23 protein-coding genes, 1 tRNA gene and 2 pseudogenes are annotated in these 25,240 nt (G+C 69.9%); 14 read left to right on the plus strand and 12 right to left on the minus strand.

What is annotated here, in order from left to right:
- The gene (locus ABIA33_RS04185; RefSeq protein ID WP_370077043.1) at nucleotides 1-1,308 is read right to left on the minus strand and encodes an MDR family MFS transporter; all 1,308 of its coding nucleotides are present in this window, start codon (nucleotides 1,306-1,308) and stop codon (nucleotides 1-3) included.
- A 130-nt stretch (nucleotides 1,309-1,438) separates the two neighbouring features.
- Between ABIA33_RS04185 and ABIA33_RS04190 the strand changes: the two genes are divergently transcribed.
- Nucleotides 1,439-2,197, plus strand: coding sequence for a phosphoglyceromutase (locus ABIA33_RS04190; RefSeq protein WP_370077044.1), 759 nt, complete (start codon nucleotides 1,439-1,441; stop codon nucleotides 2,195-2,197).
- 431 nt (nucleotides 2,198-2,628) lie between these two features.
- Here the strand turns inward: ABIA33_RS04190 and phoU are convergent, their stop codons facing one another.
- A complete protein-coding gene (gene phoU, locus ABIA33_RS04195) occupies nucleotides 2,629-3,297 on the minus strand; it encodes a phosphate signaling complex protein PhoU (protein WP_370077046.1) in 669 nt (222 codons plus the stop codon).
- Between the two features lie 180 nt (nucleotides 3,298-3,477).
- Here phoU and ABIA33_RS04200 point away from each other — a divergent pair.
- A pseudogene (locus tag ABIA33_RS04200) lies at nucleotides 3,478-4,633 on the plus strand (sensor histidine kinase); the annotation flags it as partial.
- Here the strand turns inward: ABIA33_RS04200 and ABIA33_RS04205 are convergent.
- Nucleotides 4,610-4,963 (minus strand): pentapeptide repeat-containing protein, encoded by a 354-nt coding sequence (locus tag ABIA33_RS04205; protein WP_370077752.1) that lies wholly within the window; start codon nucleotides 4,961-4,963, stop codon nucleotides 4,610-4,612. The pseudogene ABIA33_RS04200 and the gene ABIA33_RS04205 overlap by 24 nt on opposite strands.
- Between ABIA33_RS04205 and ABIA33_RS04210 the strand changes: the two genes are divergently transcribed.
- The gene (locus ABIA33_RS04210) at nucleotides 4,923-5,609 is read left to right on the plus strand and encodes a response regulator (protein ID WP_370077048.1); all 687 of its coding nucleotides are present in this window, start codon (nucleotides 4,923-4,925) and stop codon (nucleotides 5,607-5,609) included. The two genes, ABIA33_RS04205 and ABIA33_RS04210, sit on opposite strands and share 41 nt — an antisense overlap.
- A gap of 128 nt (nucleotides 5,610-5,737) precedes the next feature.
- On the opposite strand, the gene ABIA33_RS04215 is transcribed toward ABIA33_RS04210, so the two are convergent.
- The gene (locus ABIA33_RS04215; protein ID WP_370077050.1) at nucleotides 5,738-6,343 is read right to left on the minus strand and encodes a DUF461 domain-containing protein; all 606 of its coding nucleotides are present in this window, start codon (nucleotides 6,341-6,343) and stop codon (nucleotides 5,738-5,740) included.
- A 462-nt stretch (nucleotides 6,344-6,805) separates the two neighbouring features.
- Here ABIA33_RS04215 and ABIA33_RS04220 point away from each other — a divergent pair, with 462 nt between their 5' ends.
- The 6 genes from ABIA33_RS04220 to ABIA33_RS04245 all read left to right on the plus strand — a co-directional run bounded on the left by ABIA33_RS04220 (nucleotide 6,806) and on the right by ABIA33_RS04245 (nucleotide 13,364).
- The gene (locus tag ABIA33_RS04220; RefSeq protein WP_030255707.1) at nucleotides 6,806-7,288 is read left to right on the plus strand and encodes a CarD family transcriptional regulator; all 483 of its coding nucleotides are present in this window, start codon (nucleotides 6,806-6,808) and stop codon (nucleotides 7,286-7,288) included.
- A gap of 145 nt (nucleotides 7,289-7,433) precedes the next feature.
- Entirely contained in the window at nucleotides 7,434-8,198 is a 765-nt protein-coding gene (gene ispD, locus ABIA33_RS04225) for a 2-C-methyl-D-erythritol 4-phosphate cytidylyltransferase (protein WP_370077754.1), read from the plus strand.
- A complete protein-coding gene (ispF, locus tag ABIA33_RS04230; RefSeq protein ID WP_370077052.1) occupies nucleotides 8,188-8,769 on the plus strand; it encodes a 2-C-methyl-D-erythritol 2,4-cyclodiphosphate synthase in 582 nt (193 codons plus the stop codon). The genes ispD and ispF overlap by 11 nt, the downstream gene beginning before the upstream one ends.
- Nucleotides 8,770-9,057: 288 nt before the next feature.
- Nucleotides 9,058-10,446: a cysteine--tRNA ligase gene (gene cysS / locus ABIA33_RS04235; RefSeq protein ID WP_370077054.1), complete on the plus strand. Its 1,389-nt coding sequence runs from the start codon at nucleotides 9,058-9,060 to the stop codon at nucleotides 10,444-10,446.
- 83 nt (nucleotides 10,447-10,529) lie between these two features.
- Nucleotides 10,530-11,498: a 23S rRNA (guanosine(2251)-2'-O)-methyltransferase RlmB gene (gene rlmB / locus ABIA33_RS04240; RefSeq protein WP_370077056.1), complete on the plus strand. Its 969-nt coding sequence runs from the start codon at nucleotides 10,530-10,532 to the stop codon at nucleotides 11,496-11,498.
- Nucleotides 11,499-11,816: 318 nt separating this feature from the next.
- On the plus strand, nucleotides 11,817-13,364 hold the full coding sequence (locus ABIA33_RS04245; RefSeq protein WP_370077058.1) for a DoxX family protein: 1,548 nt from the start codon (nucleotides 11,817-11,819) through the stop codon (nucleotides 13,362-13,364).
- Between the two features lie 176 nt (nucleotides 13,365-13,540).
- On the opposite strand, the gene ABIA33_RS04250 is transcribed toward ABIA33_RS04245, so the two are convergent.
- The 3 genes from ABIA33_RS04250 to ABIA33_RS04260 all read right to left on the minus strand — a co-directional run bounded on the left by ABIA33_RS04250 (nucleotide 13,541) and on the right by ABIA33_RS04260 (nucleotide 16,123).
- Nucleotides 13,541-14,320, minus strand: coding sequence for an NDP-sugar synthase (locus ABIA33_RS04250; protein ID WP_370077060.1), 780 nt, complete (start codon nucleotides 14,318-14,320; stop codon nucleotides 13,541-13,543).
- Between the two features lie 74 nt (nucleotides 14,321-14,394).
- Nucleotides 14,395-14,841: a hypothetical protein gene (locus ABIA33_RS04255; protein ID WP_370077062.1), complete on the minus strand. Its 447-nt coding sequence runs from the start codon at nucleotides 14,839-14,841 to the stop codon at nucleotides 14,395-14,397.
- Nucleotides 14,842-15,010: 169 nt separating this feature from the next.
- Entirely contained in the window at nucleotides 15,011-16,123 is a 1,113-nt protein-coding gene (locus ABIA33_RS04260) for an ABC transporter ATP-binding protein (RefSeq protein WP_370077064.1), read from the minus strand.
- 365 nt (nucleotides 16,124-16,488) lie between these two features.
- Here ABIA33_RS04260 and ABIA33_RS04265 point away from each other — a divergent pair.
- Nucleotides 16,489-16,565, plus strand: a tRNA-Thr gene (locus ABIA33_RS04265).
- 75 nt (nucleotides 16,566-16,640) lie between these two features.
- Here ABIA33_RS04265 and ABIA33_RS04270 read toward each other — a convergent pair.
- The 4 genes and pseudogenes from ABIA33_RS04270 to ABIA33_RS04285 form a co-directional block, all read right to left on the minus strand.
- A pseudogene (locus ABIA33_RS04270) lies at nucleotides 16,641-17,069 on the minus strand (tyrosine-type recombinase/integrase); the annotation flags it as partial.
- Nucleotides 17,070-17,161: 92 nt separating this feature from the next.
- The gene (locus ABIA33_RS04275; protein WP_370077066.1) at nucleotides 17,162-18,424 is read right to left on the minus strand and encodes a hypothetical protein; all 1,263 of its coding nucleotides are present in this window, start codon (nucleotides 18,422-18,424) and stop codon (nucleotides 17,162-17,164) included.
- A gap of 420 nt (nucleotides 18,425-18,844) precedes the next feature.
- The gene (locus tag ABIA33_RS04280; RefSeq protein WP_370077068.1) at nucleotides 18,845-19,294 is read right to left on the minus strand and encodes an SPW repeat protein; all 450 of its coding nucleotides are present in this window, start codon (nucleotides 19,292-19,294) and stop codon (nucleotides 18,845-18,847) included.
- Between the two features lie 50 nt (nucleotides 19,295-19,344).
- Nucleotides 19,345-19,725, minus strand: a complete 381-nt coding sequence (locus tag ABIA33_RS04285) for an MmcQ/YjbR family DNA-binding protein (protein WP_370077070.1) — start codon at nucleotides 19,723-19,725, stop codon at nucleotides 19,345-19,347.
- A 249-nt stretch (nucleotides 19,726-19,974) separates the two neighbouring features.
- Here ABIA33_RS04285 and ABIA33_RS04290 point away from each other — a divergent pair, with 249 nt between their 5' ends.
- From ABIA33_RS04290 to ABIA33_RS04305, 4 genes are all read left to right on the plus strand, one after another.
- On the plus strand, nucleotides 19,975-21,648 hold the full coding sequence (locus ABIA33_RS04290) for a SpoIIE family protein phosphatase (RefSeq protein ID WP_370077071.1): 1,674 nt from the start codon (nucleotides 19,975-19,977) through the stop codon (nucleotides 21,646-21,648).
- A gap of 246 nt (nucleotides 21,649-21,894) precedes the next feature.
- Nucleotides 21,895-22,494 carry a hypothetical protein gene (locus tag ABIA33_RS04295; protein WP_370077073.1) on the plus strand — a complete coding sequence of 200 codons (600 nt, stop codon included), beginning with the start codon at nucleotides 21,895-21,897 and terminating at the stop codon, nucleotides 22,492-22,494.
- A gap of 150 nt (nucleotides 22,495-22,644) precedes the next feature.
- On the plus strand, nucleotides 22,645-22,980 hold the full coding sequence (locus ABIA33_RS04300) for a cupin domain-containing protein (RefSeq protein WP_370077075.1): 336 nt from the start codon (nucleotides 22,645-22,647) through the stop codon (nucleotides 22,978-22,980).
- Nucleotides 22,981-23,174: 194 nt separating this feature from the next.
- Nucleotides 23,175-24,419 (plus strand): S1C family serine protease, encoded by a 1,245-nt coding sequence (locus tag ABIA33_RS04305; RefSeq protein WP_370077077.1) that lies wholly within the window; start codon nucleotides 23,175-23,177, stop codon nucleotides 24,417-24,419.
- Nucleotides 24,420-24,503: 84 nt separating this feature from the next.
- On the opposite strand, the gene ABIA33_RS04310 is transcribed toward ABIA33_RS04305, so the two are convergent.
- Nucleotides 24,504-25,238 (minus strand): YoaK family protein, encoded by a 735-nt coding sequence (locus ABIA33_RS04310; protein ID WP_370077079.1) that lies wholly within the window; start codon nucleotides 25,236-25,238, stop codon nucleotides 24,504-24,506.
- Nucleotides 25,239-25,240 lie beyond the last annotated feature (2 nt).

Here is a 25,240-nt window from a genome sequence, read left to right on the forward strand (position 1 = left end):
CTACGAGGAGACAGTGGACACGGCACGCGGATTATCGATGGCCCCGGCACGGGCCCGGGCGGCCGCCTTCTCCCGGCCGCGAAGCAGCCGGACGGAGCCTGCGGCGGTGACCGCGCCGAGCAGGGTGCAGGTCAGCCAGACCCCGTCGCCGCCTGCGGCGGTGAGCAGGAATCCAGCCGTCAGCGGGCCGAGGAACGAGGCAGCGGACCAGGCCAGTGAGTAGACGCCCTGGTAGCGGCCGCGGGCGTGCACCGGCGAGAGCTCGGCGACCAGCGACACGCCCGCAGGGGTGCGCAGCATCTCCCCGGCTGTCCACACCGTCACGGTGAGGGCGTAGAACCAGGCAGCGCCCGCGAAGGCGGTCAGGCCGAATCCGCAGCCGGTGAGCAGGGAGGCGAGGCAGAGCATCGCCGCCCGGCTGCGGCCTTCGACCAGGCGGGTCAGCGGGATCTGCAGCAGTACGATCAGCAGCCCGTTGAGGCTGACGACCAGGCCGTAGTCCGTGGGGGAGTACCCGGCACGGCCCATCACGATGGGCAGCGCCATGCTGCCCTGGTTGTCCACGAGGGCGAGCAGGAAGGTCAGCCCGACGAGTGCCATGAACACGGGGTCGCGCAGCACCGAACCCAGGCCGACCCCGGGCGTGGGCGGTTGGTCGGCCGCCGCTCTGTGCGCGGTCTCAGGTCGGGTCTCGGGTCGGGTCTCGGGCACCCGGGCGAACACCACGAGTGCGCACAGCAGCGTCGTCGCCGCGTCGCCGACGAACAGCAGTAGGAAGCCGTGGGCGGCGATGAGTCCGGCGACGGCGGCCGAGAAGGCGAAGCCGATGTTGATGGCCCAGTAGTTGAGCGAGAAGGCCCGGACCCGGTCCCGTGCCGGGACCACGTCCGCCATGATCGCGGAGACGGCAGGCCGGGAGGCGTTGCTGGTGAGCCCGAGGACGCCGGCCGTCACGGCGATGGCCCACGCCGGGTGGACCAGGCCGAGCACCAGCGTCGTCGCCGCCGTGCTCGACTGCGCCACCAGCAGGGTCGGCCGCCGACCCACCCGGTCCGCGAGCACCCCGCCGGCGACGGCGGCGACGCTGTCGCCCAGCCCGTACAGCGAGGCGACCAGGCCGGCGAAGGCGGGGCTGAAACCGCGGCCGACCGTCAGATAGAGGGCGAGGAAGGTGACGACGAAGCCGCCGAGCCGGTTCACCAGTGTGCTGGTCCACAGCCACCAGAAGGCGGACGGCAGCCCGCCCACTGTCTCCTGCGTCGCCGTTCTGAGTCGGTGCAGCGGCGATGCAGGCAGCAGAGCAGGCATGGAGAGGGGCTCCCGAGCGGCAGGTGTAAGTGCCTCTATGGCGGTCCAGAGATTACTCACCCGGCGATGGCGACCGCCAGTGGTTTACCTCCCACATCGACGCGTCGCCCTCTCGACTAGGCTTCCCACCATGGCTGAAGCTCCGTACCGTCTTGTCCTGCTCCGCCACGGCGAGAGCCAGTGGAACGAGAAGAACCTGTTCACCGGCTGGGTCGACGTCGACCTGAACGAGAAGGGTGAGAAGGAGGCCGTGCGCGGCGGCGAGCTCCTCACCGCCGAGGGCATCCTTCCCGACGTTCTGCACACCTCTCTGCTGCGTCGCGCGATCCGCACCGCCCAGATCGCCCTCGACCGGGCCGACCGTCACTGGATCCCGGTGCGCCGCTCCTGGCGCCTGAACGAGCGTCACTACGGTGCGCTCCAGGGCAAGGACAAGGCCCAGACCCTGGCCGAGTTCGGCGAGGAGCAGTTCATGCTCTGGCGCCGCTCGTACGACACCCCGCCGCCCGTGCTCGCCGCCGACGCCGAGTACTCGCAGGCGGACGACCCCCGCTACGCCCAGCTCCCCGCCGACGTCCGGCCGCAGACCGAGTGCCTCAAGGACGTCGTCGACCGGATGCTGCCCTACTGGTACGACGCGATCGTGCCGGACCTCGTCGACGGGCGCACCGTCCTGGTGACGGCGCACGGCAATTCGCTGCGCGCTCTGGTCAAGCACCTTGACGGCATCTCCGACGAGGACATCGCCGGTCTCAACATCCCCACCGGCATCCCGCTCCTCTACGAGCTGGACGCCGACTTCAAGCCGATCACCAAGGGTGGCCGCTACCTCGACCCGGCGGCCGCGGCCACCGCGATCGAGGCCGTGAAGAACCAGGGCAAGAAGTAACAGCAGCGGCAGCAGCAGTAATAGGTGACACAGGGGAAGGGCCGGGCTCTCGTACGCGAGCCCGGCCCTTCCCGGTATGTACCGGTGTACGTACGGCTAGTGGCAACATCCTCCGCCGCACTGGCAGGCGCCGCCCGACTGGCAGCCGCAGCCGCAGCCCGAGCCGCAGCCGCAGGCGGCCACCAGCGGCAGCGGAATGCGCAGGGCGGACTGTGGGGTGCGGTCGGTCGGCTGGGCCTTCGGCGGGGCGGGTGGAGTCGGAGTCTGAGTCATGACGTGGACCCTCCTTCAGGCAGTCGTGCCTACAACCCAGTGAAGCCACCCGTGTACGCAGCGTCAACGGGCGTACGGGGTCACCCCGTACGCCCGCCCGCGCGCCCCTGACGAGCGCCTGATGCCATGTGTCCCATGGTCTGTCCGCAGGTCCGGACCTAGCGGTCGGTCTCCGGTACGAAGTCGTCCGCGTGCTCGCCGGTGACCAGGAAGACCACCCGCTTCGCCACCGACACCGCGTGGTCCGCGAAGCGCTCGTAGTAGCGACCGCAGAGCGTCACGTCCACGGCCGTCTCGATGCCGTGCTGCCAGCGGTCGTCCAGCAGGTGCGAGAAGAGCTGGCGGTGCAGCTCGTCGATCTCGTCGTCGTCCCGCTCCAGCTCCAGCGCGGCGTCCACGTCCTTGGACGAGATCACCAGACCGGCCTTGGCGACCAGGCGCTGTGCCAGCTGCCCCATCTCCAGCACGATCGGGTGAAGGTCCGCCGGGACGGCCGACTCGGGGTAGCGCAGCCGGGCCAGCTTGGCGATGTGCCGGGCGAGGTCGCCCGAGCGCTCCAGGTCGGCGCTCATCCGCAGCGATGTCACCACGATGCGCAGGTCAGTGGCGACCGGCTGCTGTCTGGCCAGCAGGGCTATCGCCCGGTTCTCCAGGTCATGGTGCAGTGCGTCGACCTTCTCGTCGGCTGCGATGACGCTCTCGGCGAGGGCAAGGTCAGCGTCGAGCAGCGCCGTGGTCGCCCGCCCGATCGCTGACCCGACCAGCCGGGCCATCTCGACCAGGCCGTCGCCGATCGAATCGAGTTCCTCGTGGTACGCGTCGCGCATCGTCCCGTCCTCCTGGCAGACCTGTCTGGATGTACATCCACAGCTTGCGCTGTCCGGACGTACCTGTACCTCAGCAGGAGTGAACCACTCCCGACGCCAAGGTGAATTCTCGGCGACCTGGGGCTGATGCCCTTGTCCAGGGGTTACAGCAGGTCACCACCGTGCGCTTACGCTGAACGCATGGACGTGAACGTGGCTGAGGCCGCAGCGAGCGCGCTTGTCGGGCTCGGAGTCGGCCTCACCGCCGCGCTTTCCTTCCGCTGGAGCGAGAAGGACAGGAACAAGGCCGTCAAGAAGATCGAGCAGCAACCGGAGCCCGAGCTTCCGCCGGGCGTCGACACCGTGCTGTCGGTGCTGCGCTCCTGCGCGGTGGTGCTGGACGACAGTGACCAGGTCATCAAGGCGAGCTCCGCAGCGTACGCCCTCGGCCTGGTCCGGGGCGGCGCCATCGCCGTGGACGAGATGCTGGCCATGGCCCGGCTGACCCGCCGCGACGGCGAGATACGCCAGGCTGACCTGGACATTCCCAAGCGCGCAGGTGCCAAGGCCGGCAGCGGCGAGGGCCTCGCCGTGTCCGTCCGGGTCGCCCCGCTCGGCTCCCGGCTGGTCCTGGTCCTGGTCGAGGACCTGACCGAGGCCCGGCGGATCGAGGCCGTCCGCCGCGACTTCGTGGCGAACGTCTCGCACGAGCTGAAGACCCCGGTGGGGGCTCTCTCGCTGCTCTCCGAGGCGGTCCAGGACGCCAGCGACGACCCCGAGGCGGTCCGCCGCTTCGCCGGCCGGATGCTCATCGAGGCCACCCGGCTCACCAGCCTGGTCCAGGAGATCATCGAGCTCTCGCGGGTTCAGGACGACGAGCGCCTGGTCGACCCCGAGCCGGTCGCGGTGGACGAACTGGTCGCCGAGGCCATGGACCGATGTCGTCACCAGGCGGCCGCCAAACAGATCACCATGGCGGCCGGCGGGATCGCCGGACTCAACCTGCACGGCAACCGGGGGCAACTCGCCGCCGCCCTCGGAAACCTGGTCGAGAACGCGGTCAACTACAGCCCCGCGCGCACCCGCGTCGCCATCGCGGCCCGCAAGGTGCCCGGAGCCAAGGTCGAGACCGTGGAGATATCGGTCACCGACCAGGGCACCGGCATCTCCGAGAAGGACCGGGAGCGGATCTTCGAGCGCTTCTACCGGGTCGACCCGGCACGCTCGCGGGCCACCGGCGGCACCGGCCTCGGCCTCTCCATCGTCAAGCACGTCGCGGCCTCCCACGGCGGGACGATCTCGGTGTGGAGCGTCGAGGGCCAGGGCTCGACCTTCACCCTGCGACTGCCCATCGCCCCCCGCTCCAGCGACTCCATCGCCGACCGCACGCCGTTCGCCGACCACGAGCTCGTCGACGAGCCCGACTCGCACGAGCCCGGCGCCGACCGGCCCGACTCCCACGACTCTGCCCCCGACGACTCTGCCCCCCACGAAACCGACACCCGCGAAACCGACACCCGCGAAACCGACTCCCACGAAACCGACTCCCACGAAACCGACTCCCGCGAGCCCGACGACCCGGACGAGGGCGACGCCGCTCTCCCCGATCCTGTTTCTGCCACCCTGCCTGCCCCGGAGGTCCAGCCGTGACCCGTGTGCTTGTCGTCGAGGACGAAGAGTCCTTCAGCGATGCCCTGTCCTACATGCTTCGCAAGGAGGGCTTTGAGGTGGCCATCGCCGCCACCGGCCCCGACGCACTCGACCAGTTCGAACGCAATGGCGCCGACCTGGTCCTGCTGGACCTGATGCTGCCCGGACTCCCCGGCACCGAGGTCTGCCGCCAGCTGCGGGCCAAGTCCAGCGTCCCCGTGATCATGGTGACGGCCAAGGACAGCGAGATCGACAAGGTCGTCGGCCTGGAGATAGGGGCTGACGACTACGTCACCAAGCCCTACTCCACCCGCGAGCTGGTCGCCCGCATCCGCGCGGTGCTGCGCCGCCGCGGCGAGCCCGAGACCACCATCGGCGGCCCCGGCGCTCTGGAGGCCGGCCCGGTGCGGATGGACGTCGACCGGCACGTCGTCACCGTGGACGGTGCCAAGGTCGACCTGCCGCTCAAGGAGTTCGACCTGCTCGAGATGCTGCTGCGCAACGCCGGCCGGGTGCTGACCCGGATGCAGCTGATAGACCGGGTCTGGGGCGCCGACTACGTCGGCGACACCAAGACTCTCGACGTCCACGTGAAGCGTCTGCGCGCCAAGATCGAGCCGGACCCGGGGGCCCCGCGCTACCTGGTCACCGTCCGCGGCCTCGGCTACAAGTTCGAGCCGTAGACCGCCACCGTGAACTTACGGCCTGGGGAGCGACACTCCCGCTCAAGGAAGCCACAGCACGGCCGCGCCCCGGAAGGTGATCCTTCCGGGGCGCAGCCGTGTCTGCGGCGATCGGCGTTCTGACCGCGTCAGGGGGTCTTGGTGGCGCTGGGGGTCGCGCTCGCCGTGCTCTTCGCCGGCTTCGTGGCCTTCGACGTGGCGGACGCGGAAGCGGTCGCCGCGAGAGAGGGGGAGGCGCTCGGGCTGGGCGTGGGTGCGACCGGTGCGTACGAGGCGTAGATGCCCGTGCCCGCGCTGACCAGCGCCTGCACCGTGACCGATCCGGCGTTGGCGAAGGTGAAGGTCACGTTGGCGTTCTGCCCCGGCATTGCGGTCAGCGTCGGGACGGTCGCCGAGACCTGGCCCGGGCCGCTGAGCAGCAGCGAGCCGCCGGAGTTGATCGTCGCGGGGCCGCTCAGCACGGCCTGGGTGCTGCCCACGGCGACGGAGACCAGGTTGTCCGCCTGGTCTCCGGTGTTGCTGATGTTCACCGTGACGTTGGCGGGGGCCTGGCCGATCGCGGTGGTGACGACCACGATGCCGTTGAGCTTCAGCGTCGATCCGATCGAGGTTGCGGCGTTGTCGGGCTTCACCTGAAGGCTCGCCGCGTTGTCCCCCGCGGAGCAGGCGGCGAGGATGGGAGCGGTCGCGATGATGACGGCGGCGACTGCGCCGCGACGAAGACTGCGGCTCACGGCGGTTGCTTCTCCTTGGACGTTCGGGGTCCTGGCAGGACGGGTTTCTTGCGGGCTGGCCGCGATCAGGTTACCGAGCCCGTTTATCCGCTCCACACGGGGTGGCCCCGTGTCGCCTGCCCATCGCAATCGGCTCGCGATCGTCCCAGCGCCGACGCGCCCGCCGGCCAGCACGCCGACGCGCCCGCGCCGGAAGCTCCGGATCCGTTCGGGATCCGCTCGATTGAAGATCATATAACGCTTCGGTTACGTCTTTCGCGTAAGATCAATTCAGGGTTTCCCAGACGTGACCGCTTCGTGTGCAAGCGCTCCGACCTGCGGGAAGCTCACCTCGAACTGGGGTCGCAGCACGCGGTAGGGGTGGTTGTCAAGCCCTGAGACTGGCTCTGACCTGCGAAAACGCCCTTCGGATATGGCCAGACCCGTGTTATTCTGGAAAGCCACGGAAGGGGTACCTGTCACATGACGTTCAAGGTTGGCGACACCGTGGTCTACCCCCATCACGGGGCCGCGCTGATCGAGGCTATCGAAATCCGCCAGATCAAAGGTGTGGACAAGACCTACCTGGTGCTGAAGGTGCAGCAGGGTGACCTGACGCTGCGCGTGCCTGCGGAGAACGCAGAGTTCGTAGGCGTGCGCGACGTGGTCGGTCAGGATGGGTTGGACCGGGTCTTCGAGGTGCTGCGGGCACCGTACACCGAAGAGCCCACCAACTGGTCCCGCCGCTACAAGGCGAACCTGGAGAAGCTTGCTTCGGGTGACGTTATCAAGGTCGCGGAGGTTGTGCGCGACCTTTGGCGACGTGAGCGCGAGCGCGGGCTGTCCGCTGGTGAGAAGCGGATGCTGGCCAAGGCCCGGCAGATCCTGGTCAGCGAGCTGGCACTCGCTGAAAACACCAATGAGGACAAGGCCGAAACGCTGCTCGACGAGGTTCTCGCCTCCTAGCGCAGTCTCAACTCGGTTGTTCTCAGCGCCTGCCGCCCCACGGCAGGCGCTGAGGCATGTCCCGGTACTGTGACTTTCCGTTCGTGCCTGACTGTGCCGGGACGAGCTGGTCTCGCTCCACGGAAGGCGCTTGGCCCGGCACGACTTGGCCATACCCACTTCGCCGAAGGAACAAAACCTGAACGCCGCAGCAGTGGTCCCCGCCGCAGGCCGGGGCGAGCGACTGGGCCCCGGTGCCCCCAAAGCCCTGCGTGAACTCGGCGGCGTGCCGCTGCTGGTGCACGCCGTTCGCGCGCTGGCGCGCTCCCGCGCGGTGACGCTGGTCGTCGTGGTCGCCCCGGTGGACGGCGTCCTCCAGGTGCGTTCGCTGCTGGACGACCACGGAGTAGCCGGGCTCGAGGGCAAGGACGTCCGGGTCGTCGCGGGCGGCGCCACCCGGCAGGAGTCGGTACGCCTGGGCCTGGACGTGGTGCCCGACGACATCGACGTGGTGCTGGTGCACGACGCCGCGCGCCCGCTCGTCCCCGTGGACGTGGTGGACGCGGTCGTCCGCGCCGTCGAGGACGGGGCGGAGGCGGTCGTCCCGGCCGTTCCGCTCGCCGACACCGTCAAGCAGGTCGAACCCGCCGCGCCCGGGCGTCCCGAGCCGGTCGTCGCCACGCCCGACCGGGCCACGCTACGGGCAGTGCAGACCCCGCAGGGCTTCCGTCGGGAGGTGCTGCAGCGGGTCCACGACAAGGCGCTGAGCGACGGTGTGGACGCGACGGACGACGCGGGACTGGTCGAGCAGTTCGGCGGACGGGTCGTGGTCGTGCCCGGACATGAGGAGGCCTTCAAGGTGACCCGTCCGCTTGACCTGCTGCTCGCGGAGGCCGTACTCGCCAGGCGGAGGGCCAACGATGAGTTCTGACAGCAGTTCTGAGGCAGCGCGGGCTGAAGCAGCGGGGCCTCGGGCAACGGGGCGTGAGGCAACGGAGGCTGAGGCAACGGCGTCCGAACCGGCCGCGGGCATCCGGCTTCCCCGTATCGGCGTCGGCACGGACGTGCACGCCTTCGAGGCCGGGCGCGAGCTGTGGGTGGCCGGCCTTCGCTGGGAGGGCTACGAGCACGGTCTGGCCGGGCACTCCGACGGCGACGTCGCCGCCCACGCCGCCTGCGACGCGCTGTTCTCCGCCGCCGGTGTCGGCGACCTGGGCGCCCACTTCGGCACCGACCGGCCCGAGTGGTCCGGTGCGCCTGGGGTGCGGCTGCTGGCCGAGGCCGGGCGCATCGTCCGGGCCGCGGGCTTCGAGATCGGCAATGTCGCGGTGCAGGTCGTGGGCGTGAGGCCGAAGATCGGCAAGCGGCGCGAGGAGGCGCAGGCGGCGCTGTCCGCGGCGCTGGGGGCACCCGTGTCGGTCTCCGGAACGACGACCGACGGGCTGGGGCTCACCGGGCGTGCGGAGGGGCTGGCCGCGATCGCGACCGCGCTGGTGTACTGACGCCGAAGGTGCTGACGGCGACGGTGCCGACGCCGACCGTGCCGACGCCGACGCTGTACTGACGGACCATCACTCGTTGGACTGATGGATGGGAACAGCCTTGCCAGGGCTGATGCCGTGCGCCGTGGATTCAGGTTCACGTCGTACGGGTGATCCGCTCAGGATGGTCGGGCGGGGACCCGACTCGCGGGCCGCGGAGCCCCCGTTCGTTGCGGCGGCATGAACGCATCCCTTCCCTGTGGCCGTATGGGCACAGGGCACCCCGTCGTTCCCACTACGCTTGACGGTGTGAGTATTCGCCTGTACGACACCAGCGCCAGCCAGGTACGCGACTTCGTCCCGCTCGTGCCGGGCTGTGTCTCGATCTACCTGTGCGGTGCGACCGTGCAGGCCGCCCCGCACATCGGGCACATCCGGTCCGGGCTGAACTTCGACATCATGCGTCGCTGGTTCGCCTACCGGGGCTACGACGTCACCTTCGTGCGGAACGTCACCGACATCGACGACAAGATCATCGCGAAGTCGCGGGAGACCGGTCGGCCCTGGTGGCAGATCGGATACGCCAACGAGCGCGCCTTCAACGACGGTTACACCGCCCTGGGCTGCCTGCCACCCACGGGTGAGCCCAGGGCGACCGGGCACATCCCCGAGATGATCGAGATGATGCGGGAGCTGATCGCGCGCGGCAATGGCTACGCGGTCGACGGCAACGTCTACTTCAGCGTCACCTCCTACCCGGACTACCTCGCCCTGTCGCACCAGGAGCTGGAGAACCTGCGCCAGCCCGAGGGCGAGGGCGAGACCGGCAAGCGTGACCAGCGCGACTTCGCGATGTGGAAGTCCGTCAAGCCCGGTGAGCCCAGTTGGGAGACCCCCTGGGGGCGCGGCCGTCCCGGCTGGCATCTGGAGTGCTCCGCGATGGCGCACAAGTACCTCGGTCCCGCCTTCGACATCCACGGCGGCGGGCGCGATCTGATCTTCCCGCACCACGAGAACGAGATCGCCCAGTCCAAGGCGTTCGGGGACGACTTCGCCTCGTTCTGGGTGCACAACGCCTGGGTGACGCTCAGCGGCGAGAAGATGAGCAAGTCGCTCGGCAACTCGGTGCTGGTCTCGGAGATGGTGCAGAAGTGGCGGCCGATCGTGCTGCGCTACTACCTGGGCACCCCGCACTACCGCTCGATGATTGAGTACAGCGAGGAGGCGCTGCGGGAGGCCGAGGTCGGTTTCGCCCGCATCGAGGGCTTCGCGCAGCGGGTCACCGAGCAGCACGGGCTGGTCGAGCCGGCGCCGCAGGTGCCCCCGGCGTTCGCCGAGGCGATGGACGACGACTTCGGCGTCCCGCAGGCGCTGGCGATCGTCCACACCGCAGTCCGGCAGGGGAACGCGGCGCTCGCGGCGGACGACAAGGAGAACGCGGTAGCGCGTCTGGCCGAGGTCCGTGCGATGCTCGGTGTGTTGGGTCTCGACCCGCTGGACGCCATGTGGGCGGGTCCGGTGCAGGGCGAGGACCTGCACGGTGTGGTGGACGCCCTGGTCAAGGTGGTACTGGAGCAGCGGCAGGCCGCGCGGGAGCGCAAGGACTACGCGACCTCCGACGCCATCAGGGACCGGCTCTCGCAGGCCGGTCTCACCATCGAGGACCGGGCTGACGGTTCCCGCTGGACTCTCAGCTGACTTCTGAAGCTGAATGCTCGACCTTGACCTCCGTACGTACGTGTTGATCGCTTGATCGCTTGAATGGAAGCAGGACAGAACTGATGGCCGGCAACAGCCAGCGCAGGAACCGCCGCAACCCCGGATCCAAGAAGGGCCCGTCGGTCGGTACCGGTGGCCACAGCCGGAAGGCACTCGAGGGCAAGGGCCCGACGCCGCCCGCGTCGGAGCGCAAGGGACACAAGAAGAACCGCATGGCCAACGCCGCCACCAAGCGCGCCGCGGCCGGCAACAAGTCGCGCGGCAGCGCCCGGCGCGGCGGCAAGGCCGGCTCGGAGCTGGTGTACGGGCGGAACTCCGTCGTGGAGGCGCTGGAGGGCGGCGTGCCGGCCTCGGCGCTCTACGTCCAGCAGTTCATCGACAACGACGAGCGGGTGCGCGAGGCGCTGACCCTCGCCAACGAGCGCGGCGTCCCGCTGATGGAAGCCCCGCGGATGCAGCTGGACAATCTGGCGGAGGGCCACAACCACCAGGGCCTGATCCTTCAGGTGCCGCCGTACGAGTACGCGCACCCGGACGACCTGCTCGCCGCTGCGGCTGCCAACCACGACTACCCGCTGATCATGGCGCTGGACGGGATCACCGACTCGCGGAACCTGGGCGCCGTCGTCCGTTCCGTGGCGGCCTTCGGCGGGACCGGAGTGGTCATCCCCGAGCGCCGCGCTGCCGGGATGACGGCCGGTGCCTGGAAGACCTCGTCCGGCGCGGCCGCACGGGTGCCGGTGGCGCGGATGACGAACATGACCCGGACGCTGGAGGCGTACCAGAAGGCCGGCTGTTTCGTGGTTGGCCTGGCCGCCGACGGCGAGTCCGAGCTGAGCGACCTGGAGGCGCTGACGGGTCCGGTCGTGATCGTGATCGGCTCCGAGGGCAAGGGCCTGTCGCGCCTGGTCGCGGAGACCTGTGATCTGACGGTGCGGATTCCGATGCCGGGTGAGGCGGAGTCGCTCAACGCCGGGGTGGCGGCGGGCATCGTGCTGTACGAGGCGGCGAGGCTGCGCGCCAAGCAGTGAGCCCTGAGCACTGAGCACTGAGCACTGAGCACTGAGCAGTGAGCGCGGCAGGTCGGGCCGGGCGCTGAGTCGCCCGGCATTGGTGCGGGCGTGCGAATTCCGACGGGATTTCGGCGTGTCGCACGGACAGCCGTGGATCGGGTGTCACCCGGGGGGTGTCCAAATGGCCTCTCGCTCGGTTAGTGAGGTGTGGACACCAGAACACCTAACCGCCCTCAGGGGGGACGCACCGAGGGGAGCGACGGTGAGCCGGGGCTGAACACGGTCAAGGTACCGACCGACCCGGCCCGGCTGAGCAGCACCACGGCGAGTTTCCGCGTGCGCCTCCGCGCACCGGTGAACCCGCTGATCGACGCTCAGGTGGCCGCACCGGCCTTCGCCGCTCCCCTCGCTCCCTCCTACGCAGGCATCTCACCCGACGACACCCAGCCGATGCTCCTGTACCCCACCCTGGTGGGCGCGGGGGCAGGCGTCGCCGCAGCGGGCGGCGGCGGGTACGGCGCCGCCGTGCCGCCACGCCGCAGGCCCAGGGTCACCCCCATCACCTGGACGGGTGCGGCGGCGCCCCTGCTGGACGCCGTGCGGCAGGGCGGCGCGGGCGCGCTTCCCAGCCAGCCGACGGCCTCGCGGGCCGCGGCGGTCGCTGCGGGCTCGGCCAGCTCGGCCGGCGAGACCCAGCTGATGCCGCGCTTCGACCCGAGCGACTACGGCGACGGCTATGGCGACCGCTATGGCGACCACGCCTCCTACGACCGTGACGTCGCCTACGTCGACGGGCGCGAGCCGTGGGGCTCCGGCCCGGAGTACCAGTTGGACGGGCGGGACCCGGGAGAACCGGTTCGCCACGCCTGGTACCCGGGGCGACGGGTCGACCTCGGCCTGGTGCTGCTGCCGCTGCGAATCTTCCTGGGTGCCATCTCGATCTACGCCGGATTCAGCAAGGTCTGCGACCCGGTCTACTTCGACGGCGGCTCGCGCGGCTCGATGATGCACTGGCTGCAGTCGCTGCACCCGTGGGCGCTGGCCCAGCCGCTGCTGCACATCGCCCTCAACCATCCGGTGGGCGCGGGGCTGGGGGTGGCCTTCGTGCAGATCGTGGTGGGCGTGCTCTCCATCCTCGGGCTGTGGCAGCGACTTGCGGCCGGGACGGCGATGCTGCTGGCCCTGGCACTGCTGGTGACCGTGAGCTGGCGCATGGTTCCGGCGTACGACGCGCCGGAGATCATCTACCTGGCCGCCTGGAGCCCGCTGCTGCTCGCCGGCGCGCCGCTGTTCTCCCTGGACGGACGGCTCGCCATCGAGGCGTGGCACCGGCTGGGGGAGCGGGCACCGGTGTCGGTGCTCCGGCGACGGGTGCTGCGACGGGGCTTCGTGGTCGCGACCATGGTGATCGGTTCGACGCTGCTGCTGGGCTCGGCGCTCGGCGCGGCCGTGCGGAACGGTCAGACGACTTCGACGACCCTCCCAGGGAGCCCGGAGGCGCCGTCGGTCTACCCCAGTCCGATGTGGCCGGCGCAGACCCCGAGTGCCCACCCGAGCACCGCGAAGCCGTCGGCACGGCCCTCGGCGAGCGCCTCTCCGTCCACCTCGCCCAGCGCGTCCGCCTCGCACCACCCCTCCTCCCGGCACACCGGGAGCAGCCACGGCGGCGCGGGCGGTTCCGCCTCGCAGGGGACGGGCGGATCGACCTCCAAGCCGTCGCAGCGCCACAGCGGCTCGCCCTCCCCGAGCCCCGGAGGGGGCAACGGTGTGATCGGCGGGCTGCTGGGCAGCGCGGCTCCCCTGCCGCTGCTGGGGATGACCGGCCAGGGATCTGTGGGCGGCAGGTCGTCCGGGCCGTCCTCGGGGGCCGGCCCCGTGGTTTGATCTGACGACATGTCGGACATATCGGTAGAGCAGTGGGCCCCGCACCGAACTCTCGGTGCGGGGCCCACTGCTTGTGGTTCCGGTGTCTGTCGGCGCGGGGTCGAGGCCAGGCGCGGGCCGAGGCTTCTCGCCCCGGCTTCCGCTACGCCCGGGGTTCCGCTACGCCCCGGCCTCCGCTACGCCCCGGCCTCCTCGACGGGGCGGGTGGCGGCAGCGAGTTCCTTGGCGGCCTCGGAGAGGTCCTTGGCGGTGTCGATGGCACGCCAGTAGACGCCCTGAGGCAGCTCGTAGCCGGACAGGCGGCGCTCGCGGGCGAGGCGGGGGAAGGTGCTGCGCTCGTGGTCGCCGAGCGCGGGCAGCATGGATGCGAACTCGGCAGAGAACACGTACACCCCCGCGTTGATCAGATACGGGGAGGGCGGGGCCTCGATGAAGTCGAGGATGCTGCCGAACTGGTCGGTCTTCACCGTGCCCCAGGGGAGGCGGGGGCGGGCCAGGGCGAGCGTGGCGTGGGCATCGCGCTCGTTGTGGAAGTCGGCCATGTCACGCAGCTGGAAGCGGGTCCAGATGTCGCCGTTGGTGGCGTACCAGGGCTCGTCCTTGCGCGGGAGCGAGGCGGCGGCGAACTTCAGCCCGCCACCTCGGCCGAGGGGCTCGGTCTCCACCACGGTGGCGACGTTCAGCGGCAGGTCGGTGGACTTGAGCCAGTCCTGGAGCACCTCGGCCAGATGGCCGCAGGAGATGACGACGTCGGTGACGCCCTCCTCGGCCAGCCACTGCAGCTGGTGGCCGATGATCGGTACCCCGGTGCCCGGGATCTCGATCATCGGCTTGGGACGGGTGTCGGTGTAGGGACGAAGCCTGGATCCCTGACCGCCGGCCAGGATCACGGCCTGGGTCACGGGCGGCGAGGAGTGCGGGGAGCGCTCCGTGGAGGGGAGGAGGTCAGCGGTCATGAGAGCACCCTAGACGGCGTAGGGGTGCTCGTGGCCCGGTGTCGTCAACCAGCCGCACCGGGCCGCACGAGATCTCAGCCTGCCGCGGCCATGGTGCCGACGGCGAAGGACCCGTCGCAGACGGGCCGGGCGAACGACTGGGCGCGCCTGACGTCGCCCTGGTACTTGCGGACGGCGGCCTGGCCGAGGTCCCGGGCGATGGCGGTGCAGTAGGCGGTCAGCGAGGGCTGCTGCTGCATGGCCTGCTTCAGGGAGTCGAGGGCCGCTCCCGGGTCCTCGTTCCTGAGTTGCTGCAGAAGACGGTCGCGCAGGGCGTCCTGCGGGGCCTCCTTGGGTGCCTCCCGGGGCGCCTGCTGCGGTGCACCGGCGTTCGTGCGGGATGATGCGGCGAGGACCTGCTGGTCCCCGAGACCGCCGGGAGCCCAGGGAACGCGGGTGACTGCGAGGGTGCCGGTCGTCACGAGGACGAAGGGCAGGACGAAGGCGAGGGTTTTGCCGAGACGGCGCGCTAGCTGCTTCACGACGGCGATGCTAGCGAGGAGTAATGATTTGGCGACATTCAGTCACTCCAATGAGTGACGGCGTGTCTGGAATATCCGAATATGAACTTCCCCGGCAGGCAACTGGCCTACCGGGGAAGCATGATGACGCTGTGTTGTCGATGTCGACTTGTCGGCTGCGCGGACTGCGTCAGTCGCTCAGGCGGGCACCCGTCGAGGTGGAGAAGACGTGGGTCTCGCCGACGCGCGGGACGACGTGCAGGACCTCGCCCTTCTGCGGCACGGCGCGACCGCTGACGCGGACCACCAGGTCCTTGTCCTCGTCGCCGACCTTGGCGGTGCCGTAGACGTACCCGTCCGCGCCGAGCTCCTCGACGACGTTGACGGTGACGGCCAGGCCGTTGCCACCGGCGGCGAGCGCGTCGCCTTCGGAGATCAGGTCCAGGTGCTCCGGGCGGACACCGATGGTCACGGTGCTGTCGCCGGCGGCGGCGGCCTCGGCCACGGCGTCGCGGGAGACCTGGATGAGCGAGTTGCCGAACTTCACGCCACCGTCGGCCAGCGGCACCTCGATGAGGTTCATCGCGGGGGAGCCGATGAAGCCGGCCACGAAGAGGTTCGCCGGGCGGTCGTACATGTGGCGCGGGGTGTCGACCTGCTGGAGCAGACCGTCCTTGAGCACCGCGACCCGGTCGCCCATGGTCATGGCCTCGACCTGGTCGTGGGTGACGTAGACGGTGGTGATGCCGAGCCGGCGCTGCAGCGAGGCGATCTGGGTACGGGTCTGCACGCGGAGCTTGGCGTCCAGGTTGGACAGCGGCTCGTCCATGAGGAAGACCTGCGGCTCGCGGACGATCGCGCGGCCCATCGCGACACGCTGGCGCTGACCGCCGGAGAGCGCCTTCGGCTTGCGGTCGAGGTACTCGGTGAGGTCGAGGATCTTGCCGGCCTCCTCGACCTTCTTGCGGATCTCCGCCTTGTTCACGCCGGCGATCTTCAGGGCGAAGCCCATGTTGTCGGCGACGGTCATGTGCGGGTACAGCGCGTAGTTCTGGAACACCATGGCGATGTTCCGGTCCTTGGGGGGGAGGTGGGTGACGTCGCGGTCGCCGATACGTATGGCGCCGCCGTTCACGTCCTCCAGGCCCGCGAGCATCCGCAGGCTGGTCGACTTGCCACAGCCGGACGGACCGACCAGGACGAGGAACTCGCCGTCGGCGATGTCCAGGTCGAGGGCGTCGACGGCCGGCTTCTGGCCGCCGGGGTAGATACGGGTGGCCTTGTCGAAAGTCACCGTAGGCATACTGCTGCGCTCCTTCACCGGCAGGAACGTGCCGGACGATCCGAGTAAAGGGTGGATGGTGCTGGTCTCGTGCGACCCCTCCACACCGCCGTGCCAACCCGCCGGAGCGGCACGGAGACCGAGAGGTCTAGTCCACCTATCGGCAGACTGCTCGTGACGCTACCTCCCCGCCCACCGCCCTGTCAGTACCTGCAGGGGACCAAAACCGACAACGTTCCGCCTTATTAGGTGACAAATCACTGCATTCAGTACGATGCGACCCACTGCCCCCCACCCCTCATCGCGCGAATACCCCGGACAACGCAGCCGTTCGTCCCGGTAGACTTCCCCTGGTCCTGCCGTGGCACGCTGCGGACAGGCACCATGCCTCCTTAGCTCAGTTGGCCAGAGCACCGCTCTTGTAAAGCGGGGGTCGTCGGTTCGAACCCGACAGGGGGCTCCACGCTTGACCAGCAGGACCGCATGAAGAAGCCCCGGAGTGATCAAGCTCCGGGGCTTCTGACATCACCGATTGACATCAACGCTGGCGACGGCGCCGCTTGAGAAGGCGGTCCATGTGGTTGATCGCCTCCCGTTGCCGCTCCTGCACCACATGCGTGTAGATCTCCATCGTGACGGCGATCTGGCTGTGCCCCAGGATGGCCATCAGGTCGCGAGGTCCCACGCCGGCGGCGGACAGCAGCGTCGCGCAGCCATGCCGGGTGTCGTGCAGCCGGATGGCAGGCAGCCTCTCGTCATCGGCGATCCGCTGGAACGAGCGAGTGAGGTTGCGCGGCTCGATTGGCCTACCGCTGCGTGTGGTGAAGACGTATTCCGAGTCCTGCCAGTCGGCACCCGCACTGCGGCGCTGCTCAGCCTGCCTCAGTCGCTGCCAGCGAAGCGGCGGGACGCACATCATCGGGATGGGGATCACCCGCTTGCGCCGGGACTTGGGGGTGTCGCTCCACCTGGACGCCATGGACCACGCCCGCTCCACGGTGTGTGGGTCGACGGCGAACGGGATGGGAGCTGGGGAAGGTGGTGGGTTAATCCGGTTGGTCAGTTCACGCAGCCAGGCACCGGGACTGCGCTGCCAGCGCAGTTGGTGGGCTTGTTGTGCTTCACCTTGCTGTTGTTCAGGGCCACCGTGCCGGACTTGTTGTTGATTCCGCCGGGAGGGGCGCTGCTGGTGTTGTGCTCCACCTGGCTGCTGGTGAGCGTGGCGGTCCCACCGTTGTTGGTCAGACCACCGCCCTGGGCACCCGTGCCGGTGGAGGTGTTGTGTTCGATCTCCAGCCGCTTGGTGCTCAGCGTGCCCTCGTTGTAGACGCCACCACCCTGGGCGTTGGTCCCCTCGGCCGAGTTGTGTCCGATCTTTCCGCCGTCAATCGTCACCGTGGCGGCCACTCCCTGGTTCGAGATCCCCCCGCCCACGCCCGGCGCGTTCGCCGTTGCGGTGACCGTGTTGTGCTCCACACGGGTGTGGTGCAGGTTCACCTTGCCGGCGTTGAGGTTGAAGATCCCTCCACCGCCTCTGAAGCCACCGGTGCTGGCTGCGCTGTTCGAGAAGATCTCGGAATCATCGATCGTCGCCGGGCCGCTGTTGGCGAGTCCGCCACCGACGCCGCCGGTGGTGTTATTGCTGATCGTGGTGCCGTCGGCGATGGTGAGGTCGCCTCTGCTCGAGATGCCGGCGCCGAATGCTGCCGAGGTGTTGTCGCAGATGGCGCTGTGACGGATCCGCACGGTGGCAGAGGCGAGAATGAAGAAGCCGCCGCCGTCGAAGGCGGTGCCGTTCCTCACGACGCTACGGGTGAGGTCGATGGTCCCACCCGCATTGGCGAAGATGTTGCCGCCGTCGGTGGCGGTGCCGTTCGTCACGACGCTACGGGTGAGGCTGAGTGTCCCACCCGGATTGACGAGGATGTTGCCACCAGCAGTACCCGGGGCGCTGCCGTTGCGGACGGTGAGATCGTTGAGTGCCAGGTTCCCGGGTCCGTCGATTTCGAAGATGCGGAACAGGGCTGCCGTCGTTGGGTCTCGTTGGATGGTGGCGTCGCGTCCATTGATGGTGAGTTTCTTGGTGATCACGGGCAAAGCGTTGTTGGCGTTGTCCGGCGTGGTGTAGCTGTAGACGCAGTTGTGGGCCAGCACCAGCGTGTCCCCGGAGTTGGCGCTAGTGATCGCGTTCTTCAGTGCGGTCGGGTCACAGGGCACGTTGGTTGTCGCGGCCTGGGCCGTCGCGGGCATGGCCACCAAACTCACCACCATGCCGGCCACAGCGATTGCACCGCGCAGACAGGCGCCTCGAAACGCTGCCATGGGGCCTCCTTCTTCTCGGGCGGTAGCCCCGGTCCAGAGCTACACGTCAATCACGTCTGCTATCGCTCACAATGACGACAGGCCGGATGTCAGCCCCTGCACGGCACGCCGATCTCCACCGAACAGACCACAAGAGCGGCGAGCGCAGCGGCTGCCCCTGACATCACCGGTTGACATCAACGACGACGGACCGGAGCGCACAGGGGCGGCCACGACCCGGAAACTAATGCAGCCCCACGAGCGCGTTGCCGGACGTCGTATGGGTCGGTGATCGAACTTGTAAAGCGGGGGTCGTCGGTTCGAACCCGACAGGGGGCTCTGATCGTCTCGGCGGTCGGGAGCAGGACAAAGGCCCAGGCGAACCGGCGTAAGGCCGGAGGCCTGGGCCTCGATCATTTCTCGGGGCGGACCGTCACACCGCTACTTCGCCATGCGGCGGGTGCTGAGCACCATCGCGTAGGCGGCAAGCCCCAGGGCGCAGGTGATCGCGCCGATCAGCACGTTGTTCCAGATGACTCCGCGGGTGGCGGTGTGGCCCACGGAGACGACCCACGGCGAGATGATCATCCACACGCCGATCGCCGCGCAGGTCCAGCTCAGCTGGTACATCCGCTCGCCGATCGTGCCGAGCCCCAGCCCGAACAGCGCCAGCGCGATTCCGATGATCAGGTTGTTCGTTGCCAGTTCGGGATTGGTGCTGTGGAAGTGCACCACCCACGGCGAGATGGCCGCGTACAGCCCTGTCAACAGCATCAGTCCGTCGATCGCCACGGCCTGGCTGCCGCCCAACACCTGCGCGTACCGCTCCCGCATCTCGGCCACATCCGGGTGACCAGTGATGTCCGGGGCTTGATGCCCAAGGTCAGACATCCGACTCACTTCCTCCCACATGCTCGTAGACACATCGATTGTTCCCCCTTTCAGCCGATATGGCTCCCCTTGTGCGCATTGAGCATCGTGACCAGACGGACGGGTGCCACGGCCCGGTAGCTCTCCTCCACGAGCTCGTGGATCTCGGTCCAGTCGATCGGTACGTCGAGGTACACACCGATCCAGCCCCGATGGCCGACGTAGGGCGGACGGAAGTAGTGCTCCGGGGCTGCGGCGACCAGTTCCTCCTGGGCGCCGGGGGCGGCGGCGCACCAGAACGCCAGGCGGTCGTCGTGGTGGTGGTCGGCGAACATCACGAAGGTCTTCCTGGCACCGATGAACCAGGTCGGCTCGCCGTGGCTGGGGCGTTCGGTGACCTCGGGGAGCGCGAGGCACAGGTCGCGCAGCCGGTGCAGGACTGTGGGTTCCATGGAGGGTTCCACGGGTGCATCACCCGGCCGATCCGGCGGTCTTCGACAGGTCGGTGCCCGTGGGGCGAAGCCGCCTTTCCCTATCCTGCCCGGTCGCGACCCTCGATGGTTCGTGGCTGGATGGTCCGCTGCCCCCGCCGGCTCAGCGCCGCTGCGCCATACGGGTGTTCGCACGCGAGAGCGGTAGGTGCATCAGTGGCCCTGGCGTACCTTGCTATGGATCGCCGCCGAGAGCTGCTGGAGGCCCGCATGGGTGACGGGGGACTGCGGGTGGATGCCTCGGAGGCGATGGCGGCCACCCGCGTCGGCTGCTTCGTGTGGGAACCGGACTCGGGCCGTTTCCTCCTGGACGCGTGCGGCCTGGCCGTCTTCGACCTTCGGGCCGACGAGTACGACGGACTGGCCGCGAGCCTGGGGCAGCGCATCCCCCAGGACGAGGTGGACCGCCTGATCGGCCTCGTTGCCGACATCAGGGCGGGGCGCAGCGACACCTACAGCAGCTACTTCCGGATCCGTTGCCGCGACGGCAGCCTCAGATGGACCCACACCCAGGGCAAGGTCATCCGCGGCGAGCAGCGGGCGGACGCCGAACCAGGCGCCGACCTGAAGGTCGTAGGCGTCGTCCGCGACGCGACCCAGGAACTGAGCTACTCGGCCCAGCGGCTGGTCGCCGAGGACGACCTGCGCCGGCAGGAGGACGCGATCCGGGAGGTCGCCCGCGCTCTTGCCGACGCGTTGAGCGTCGACGACGTCGTGGGCGTGCTGACCGGCGAACACAGCATGCGGCGCCTGGGGACGCAGGGGGTGTCCCTCGCCGTCATGGACCAGGGCAGGCTGCGCGTCGTCGGGGCGGCGGGGCCCAGCGACACCCTGGTCCGTGAACTCCAGAGCGCCCGCCTGTCCGAGTCCTGGCCGCTCAACGACGCCGTGCGCGGTGGCGAGCCGCTCTACTTCACCTCCCGGTCGCGGTTCCTCGCCCGTTATCCGAGGCTGGCCGACTTCCTCGCCGGAACCCGGCTCACGGCTGCTGCCTTCCTGCCGCTGATCGCCCAGGGACGCCCGATCGGCGCGATGGGCCTGATCTACGACGGACGCCGCCGGTTCTCGATCGAGGACCGCACCCTGCTGACCGCGTTGTCCAGCGGCATCGCCCAGTCGATGCAGCGCGCGATGCTCGTCGACCAGGCACGGGAGATCGCCGCCGGGCTGCAGAACGCCATGCTGCCCCGGTATATCCCCCAGGTCGCCGGCGGGAGCATCGCGGTGCGCTACCGCACCGCCCGCGTCGGCACCTCGATCGGCGGCGACTGGTACGACGCCATGCCGCTGCCCGGCCGCAGCATCGGCATTGCGGTCGGCGACGTCCAGGGCCATGACACCGAAGCCGCCGCCATCATGGGCCAGTTGCGCATCGCCATGACTGCCTACGCCGCCGAAGGGCACCCTGCCGAGACCGTCCTGCAGCGAGCCTCGGCCTTCCTGCGCGACCTCGACGCGGACCGGTTCGCGACCTGCTTCTACGCCCATGTCTCCCTCGCCACAGGATCGGTGTGGGCCGCCAACGCCGGGCATCTGCCGCCGTTCGTCCGAAGCCTGGACGGCTCGGTCCGGCGGCTGGACCTGGAGGCGGGGCCGCCGCTGGGCCTCCCGGCCGGCTTGGACGCGCCCCCTTACGGACGCTCCTCGTTCCACCTCGACCCCGGCGACACCCTGCTGCTGTGCAGCGACGGACTGGTGGAACGGTCGGACGAGGACCTCGACCAGGGCCTGGCCCGGCTCACCACCGCACTGGGCACCGGGCCGCACGAGCTGGAGCCGCTGGCCGACCACCTCATGGAGTCCCTGGCAGACCGGCTGGACCTGGAGGACGACGCAGCCTGCCTGCTGCTGCGGCGGGACGCGGCCTCCGTTGACGCCGGTTGACCCACGCATCCTGCCGGACGCACCTGCGGCGCCGTCCAGCGGGAGCCTTGGGGCGGAGAGGCCCTAACGGCGGCACTTTCCACGGCCCCGGCAGCTTCCGGGATTTCTGACGAACGCGCAGGTCAGACCTGGAGTGCGGGCGTTGGCACGATGGTCACTCCCAGTATCCGAAAAGTTGCGGAGCGTACACGTCCTTTGCATGGTGAACAAGCCATCTGTGTACAGCATCGAAGGGAATCTCCCCCCATGCACCTGTCCCGCACCACCAACCTCGTCGTCGCCGGAATCGCGTGCGGCGCGCTCACCTTCGGTGTCGCCGGAACGACCGCCGCCGCCGTGCAGCAGCCCGCCGCCGCTCACGTGGCCGCTCCCGTCCCGGCGCCCGACCCCTCAGCTCTCATCGGCGTGCTGTCGCAGTTCGGCGCGGTCGGCCCGGTCGCCGACGCGCTCAAGGCCGCGCTCGCCACTCCGCCCGACCTGGCGAAGGTCACCCAGCTCGTCGCCACCGCGAAGGCGGCGCTGGACGGGCTGACCAGCGCTCTCCCGCCGGTCCCGAAGTCCGCCCAGCGGGTGGACCCGCCGGCCCCGGGCGCGCTGCTCGCGCAGGCGATCGCGCAGGTCAAGGCGGCGCTGGACGCCCTCGTCCAGGCTGTCACCTCGCTGGACCCGGCAAAGATCCTCGCCGCGGTGACCGCGGCGGTCCAGGCGGCGGTCAACCTCGTCGCCGGCATCCTGCTGGGCAGCGGCCTGCCGGTCCCGAACCTGCCCGGGCTGCCCGGACTGCCCAGTGTGCCGCTGCCGCCGCTCCCCGTGCCGCTGCCGCCGCTGTCCGGCTCGGGCCACTGACGGAGCGACAGGGCCGACCGGGCTCGGCGGTTGGAGCCCACTGACGAACCTGCTGACCCGTGGTGCCCGAACCGGGGCGCCACGGGTCAGCAGCGTGTCCGCGGCGCCGCCCGGGATGTGCGCCGGGCCGTCTGCACCGACACTGGGTTCATGAGACACGTCTCCTTGGTCGCGCTCGCGCGCGAGCAGCTCTCCCACGCCGTCGTTCACACCTCGGGGCGCACCGCCGCCACCGTCGTCGGCGGCCACGAACACACCCTGCGGCAGACGGTCATCGCCCTGACGTCGGGAAGCACCCTCGCCGAGCACCAGAGCCCGGGTGAGGCGACGGTCGTGGTCCTGCTCGGCCGCGTACGGCTCGACGCGGGCACCGACGCCTGGGAGGGCTCCGCGGGCGATCTGCTTATCGTGCCCGACGAGCGTCACTCGCTGACGGCGCTGGAGGACAGCGCGGTCCTGCTGACCGTTGCCAAGGCGCTGGACTGACTGTGCGTCCTGGCGTCCTGACAGGTTCCCAGGTGAGTGGTCGTTCGACAGAAACCGTCGCCCAGGCCAGTGATCCCCCGGTTGCAGAGAATGCTCAGTTGCGCTTGACGGTGCGCTTACGCGCGGGGCTCGCATGATGGAAGCAGGGCGCAACGCTCTGAGCGTGTCCGAGCCGGGGCCTGTTGGAGGCCGTCATGAGCGGGAGTCACGGAGCAGGGACACCAGGCTGGACGGGTGGCACGGGCGATGGCGGCTGGGGTCCGCCGTATCCGCCGCCGCCGTCGGCCGCGCCGCCACAACCACCGCGCAGGCGGCACCCGCTACGTGCGGTGCTCGCGCTGCTGCTCGTGGTGGCGGCCGCGGTGTGGGCGGGCATCGGCATCGACCACGCCTTCTGGAGCCAGTCCCCGGTCGCGCCCGGGCAGGCAGCCTCTGAGCCGTCCGTCCCCGGGCCGTCCGTCCCCGGGTCGTCCGGCTCGGGCAGCCCGACGGCGCCCCCGGCGGCCGGAGTCGGCGGCGTGGCGGCCCAGGTGGACCCGGAACTGGTGGACATCAACGTCACCCTCGGCTACCAGGGGCTTCAGGCAGCCGGGACCGGGATCGTGCTCAGCTCCTCCGGGGAGGTGCTCACCAACAACCATGTGATCAGCGGCGCCACCCGGATCAGCGCCGTCGACGTCGGCAACGGCAGGACCTACACGGCGACCGTGGCCGGCTACGACCGCTCCGCCGACTTGGCCGTGATCCGGTTGCAGGGGGCGTCGGGGCTGGCCACGGCGACATTGGGTGACTCCTCGAAGGTAGTGGTCGGCGACCCCGTGCTCGCGATCGGCAACGCCGGAGGCGTGGGCCTCACGCCGAGCGCCGTCTCCGGCACGGTGACCGCGCTCGATCGGTCGATCACCGCCGGGGACCAGACGACCGGCGAGTCCGAGCAGTTGGCGGGGCTGATCGAGGTGAACGCCGATGTGCAGCCCGGCGACTCGGGCGGCCCGCTGGTCAACGCCTCGGGTGCGGTGATCGGTGTCGACACGGCCGCCTCCCAAGGCTTCCGCTTCCAGCAGTCCGGCAGCCAGGGGTTCGCCGTTCCGATCAACGCGGCGATGCCGGTGGTCCGGCAGATCGAGGCCGGTACCGGCGGACCCACCGTGCACGTCGGTGCGACGCCGTTCCTTGGCGTCCAGGTCGGCTCCGATCCGCAGGGCGCGCCGGGTGCGCTGGTCGAGGGCGTGGTCGACGGCTCGCCGGCCGCGCAGGCGGGACTGGCCGCAGGCGATCTGATCACGTCGCTGGGCGGACGGTCCGTGGCCTCCCCGTCCGCGCTCACCACGTTGGTCGCTGGCCGGAGCCCCGGCGACCGGGTCACGCTCCGGTGGACGGACCTTTCCGGTGGGCAGCACAGCGCCTTGGTCCAACTCGGGAGCGGCCCCGCCAACTGACGGGCTGCTGACTCACGGACCGCTGACTCACGGACCGCTGACTCACGGGCCGCTGACTCACGTGCCGCCGACCGGTGGATCCGGTCAGGACGGGCGGGTCCAGGGCAGGGTGGATCGGGCCTGCACGGTCAGCGCCGCCGCCGTCACCGCGAGGACGGCAACCGCGATCAGCAGCGGAAGCGAGCGCGAGGCATGCAGCGCGGCGAGGCCGCCGACCAGGGCGCCCACGAACATCGAGGCTGCTGACAGCAGCCGGCGTCCGATCCTGCTGTCGCCGCCGCCGGCCAGCCGCCCGTCCGCGGCGATCCCGGTGATGGTGAGGGTGAGCACGGTGGTGGTGAGGTCGGGTACGGCCAGGCGGCGAGCGGCGGCGTTCTGCGCGCCCATGGCGAGTCCGAGCAGGGCCACCAGCAGGTAGCGGACGGAACCGGTGAACGGGGACGTGAACAGGAGGCAGCAGACGTACGCGACGAGGACGAGCGCCCCCTCAATGGTCGTGGCGACCAGTAGCAGTCGGCCCCGGTGGTCGGGGTAACGGTTGCCGATACGGCCGCCGAGCACCGCCCCTGCGACGAACGCCAGCAGCGCGACCAGTGACGCGGCAAGGGAGAAGTCCGTGGAGCCGGCCAGGGAGAAGGCCATGAACACGACGTTTCCGGTCATGTTGGCCACGAAGACGCGTCCGAGCACCAGGTAGCTGAAGGCGTCGACCAGACCCGCGACGACGGTCAGTGCGATCAGCATGGGCGGCAGCGGGCCGTGGCGGTCCCGCAGGTCGGGGACGAGGGTGCTCCAGGCGTCGCGAAGTGCGGTGATCACGG

This window comes from Streptacidiphilus sp. MAP12-16 (assembly GCF_041262165.1).
Taxonomy (GTDB): Bacteria; Actinomycetota; Actinomycetes; order Streptomycetales; family Streptomycetaceae; genus Streptacidiphilus.

Bases quoted from the DNA above. Each gene is read 5' to 3' on its own strand.
- ispF (WP_370077052.1), top strand. From the start codon at position 8,188: ATGAGTTCTGACAGCAGTTCTGAGGCAGCGCGGGCTGAAGCAGCGGGG.
- ABIA33_RS04290 (WP_370077071.1), top strand. From the start codon at position 19,975: ATGGGTGACGGGGGACTGCGGGTGGATGCCTCGGAGGCGATGGCGGCC.
- ABIA33_RS04285 (WP_370077070.1), bottom strand. From the start codon at position 19,725: ATGGAACCCACAGTCCTGCACCGGCTGCGCGACCTGTGCCTCGCGCTC.
- ABIA33_RS04260 (WP_370077064.1), bottom strand. From the start codon at position 16,123: ATGCCTACGGTGACTTTCGACAAGGCCACCCGTATCTACCCCGGCGGC.
- ABIA33_RS04305 (WP_370077077.1), top strand. From the start codon at position 23,175: ATGAGCGGGAGTCACGGAGCAGGGACACCAGGCTGGACGGGTGGCACG.
- ABIA33_RS04250 (WP_370077060.1), bottom strand. From the start codon at position 14,320: ATGACCGCTGACCTCCTCCCCTCCACGGAGCGCTCCCCGCACTCCTCG.
- ABIA33_RS04295 (WP_370077073.1), top strand. From the start codon at position 21,895: ATGCACCTGTCCCGCACCACCAACCTCGTCGTCGCCGGAATCGCGTGC.
- phoU (WP_370077046.1), bottom strand. From the start codon at position 3,297: ATGCGCGACGCGTACCACGAGGAACTCGATTCGATCGGCGACGGCCTG.
- ABIA33_RS04220 (WP_030255707.1), top strand. From the start codon at position 6,806: ATGACGTTCAAGGTTGGCGACACCGTGGTCTACCCCCATCACGGGGCC.
- ABIA33_RS04275 (WP_370077066.1), bottom strand. From the start codon at position 18,424: ATGGCAGCGTTTCGAGGCGCCTGTCTGCGCGGTGCAATCGCTGTGGCC.
- ABIA33_RS04185 (WP_370077043.1), bottom strand. From the start codon at position 1,308: ATGCCTGCTCTGCTGCCTGCATCGCCGCTGCACCGACTCAGAACGGCG.
- ABIA33_RS04190 (WP_370077044.1), top strand. From the start codon at position 1,439: ATGGCTGAAGCTCCGTACCGTCTTGTCCTGCTCCGCCACGGCGAGAGC.
- rlmB (WP_370077056.1), top strand. From the start codon at position 10,530: ATGGCCGGCAACAGCCAGCGCAGGAACCGCCGCAACCCCGGATCCAAG.
- ABIA33_RS04280 (WP_370077068.1), bottom strand. From the start codon at position 19,294: ATGTCTGACCTTGGGCATCAAGCCCCGGACATCACTGGTCACCCGGAT.
- ABIA33_RS04300 (WP_370077075.1), top strand. From the start codon at position 22,645: ATGAGACACGTCTCCTTGGTCGCGCTCGCGCGCGAGCAGCTCTCCCAC.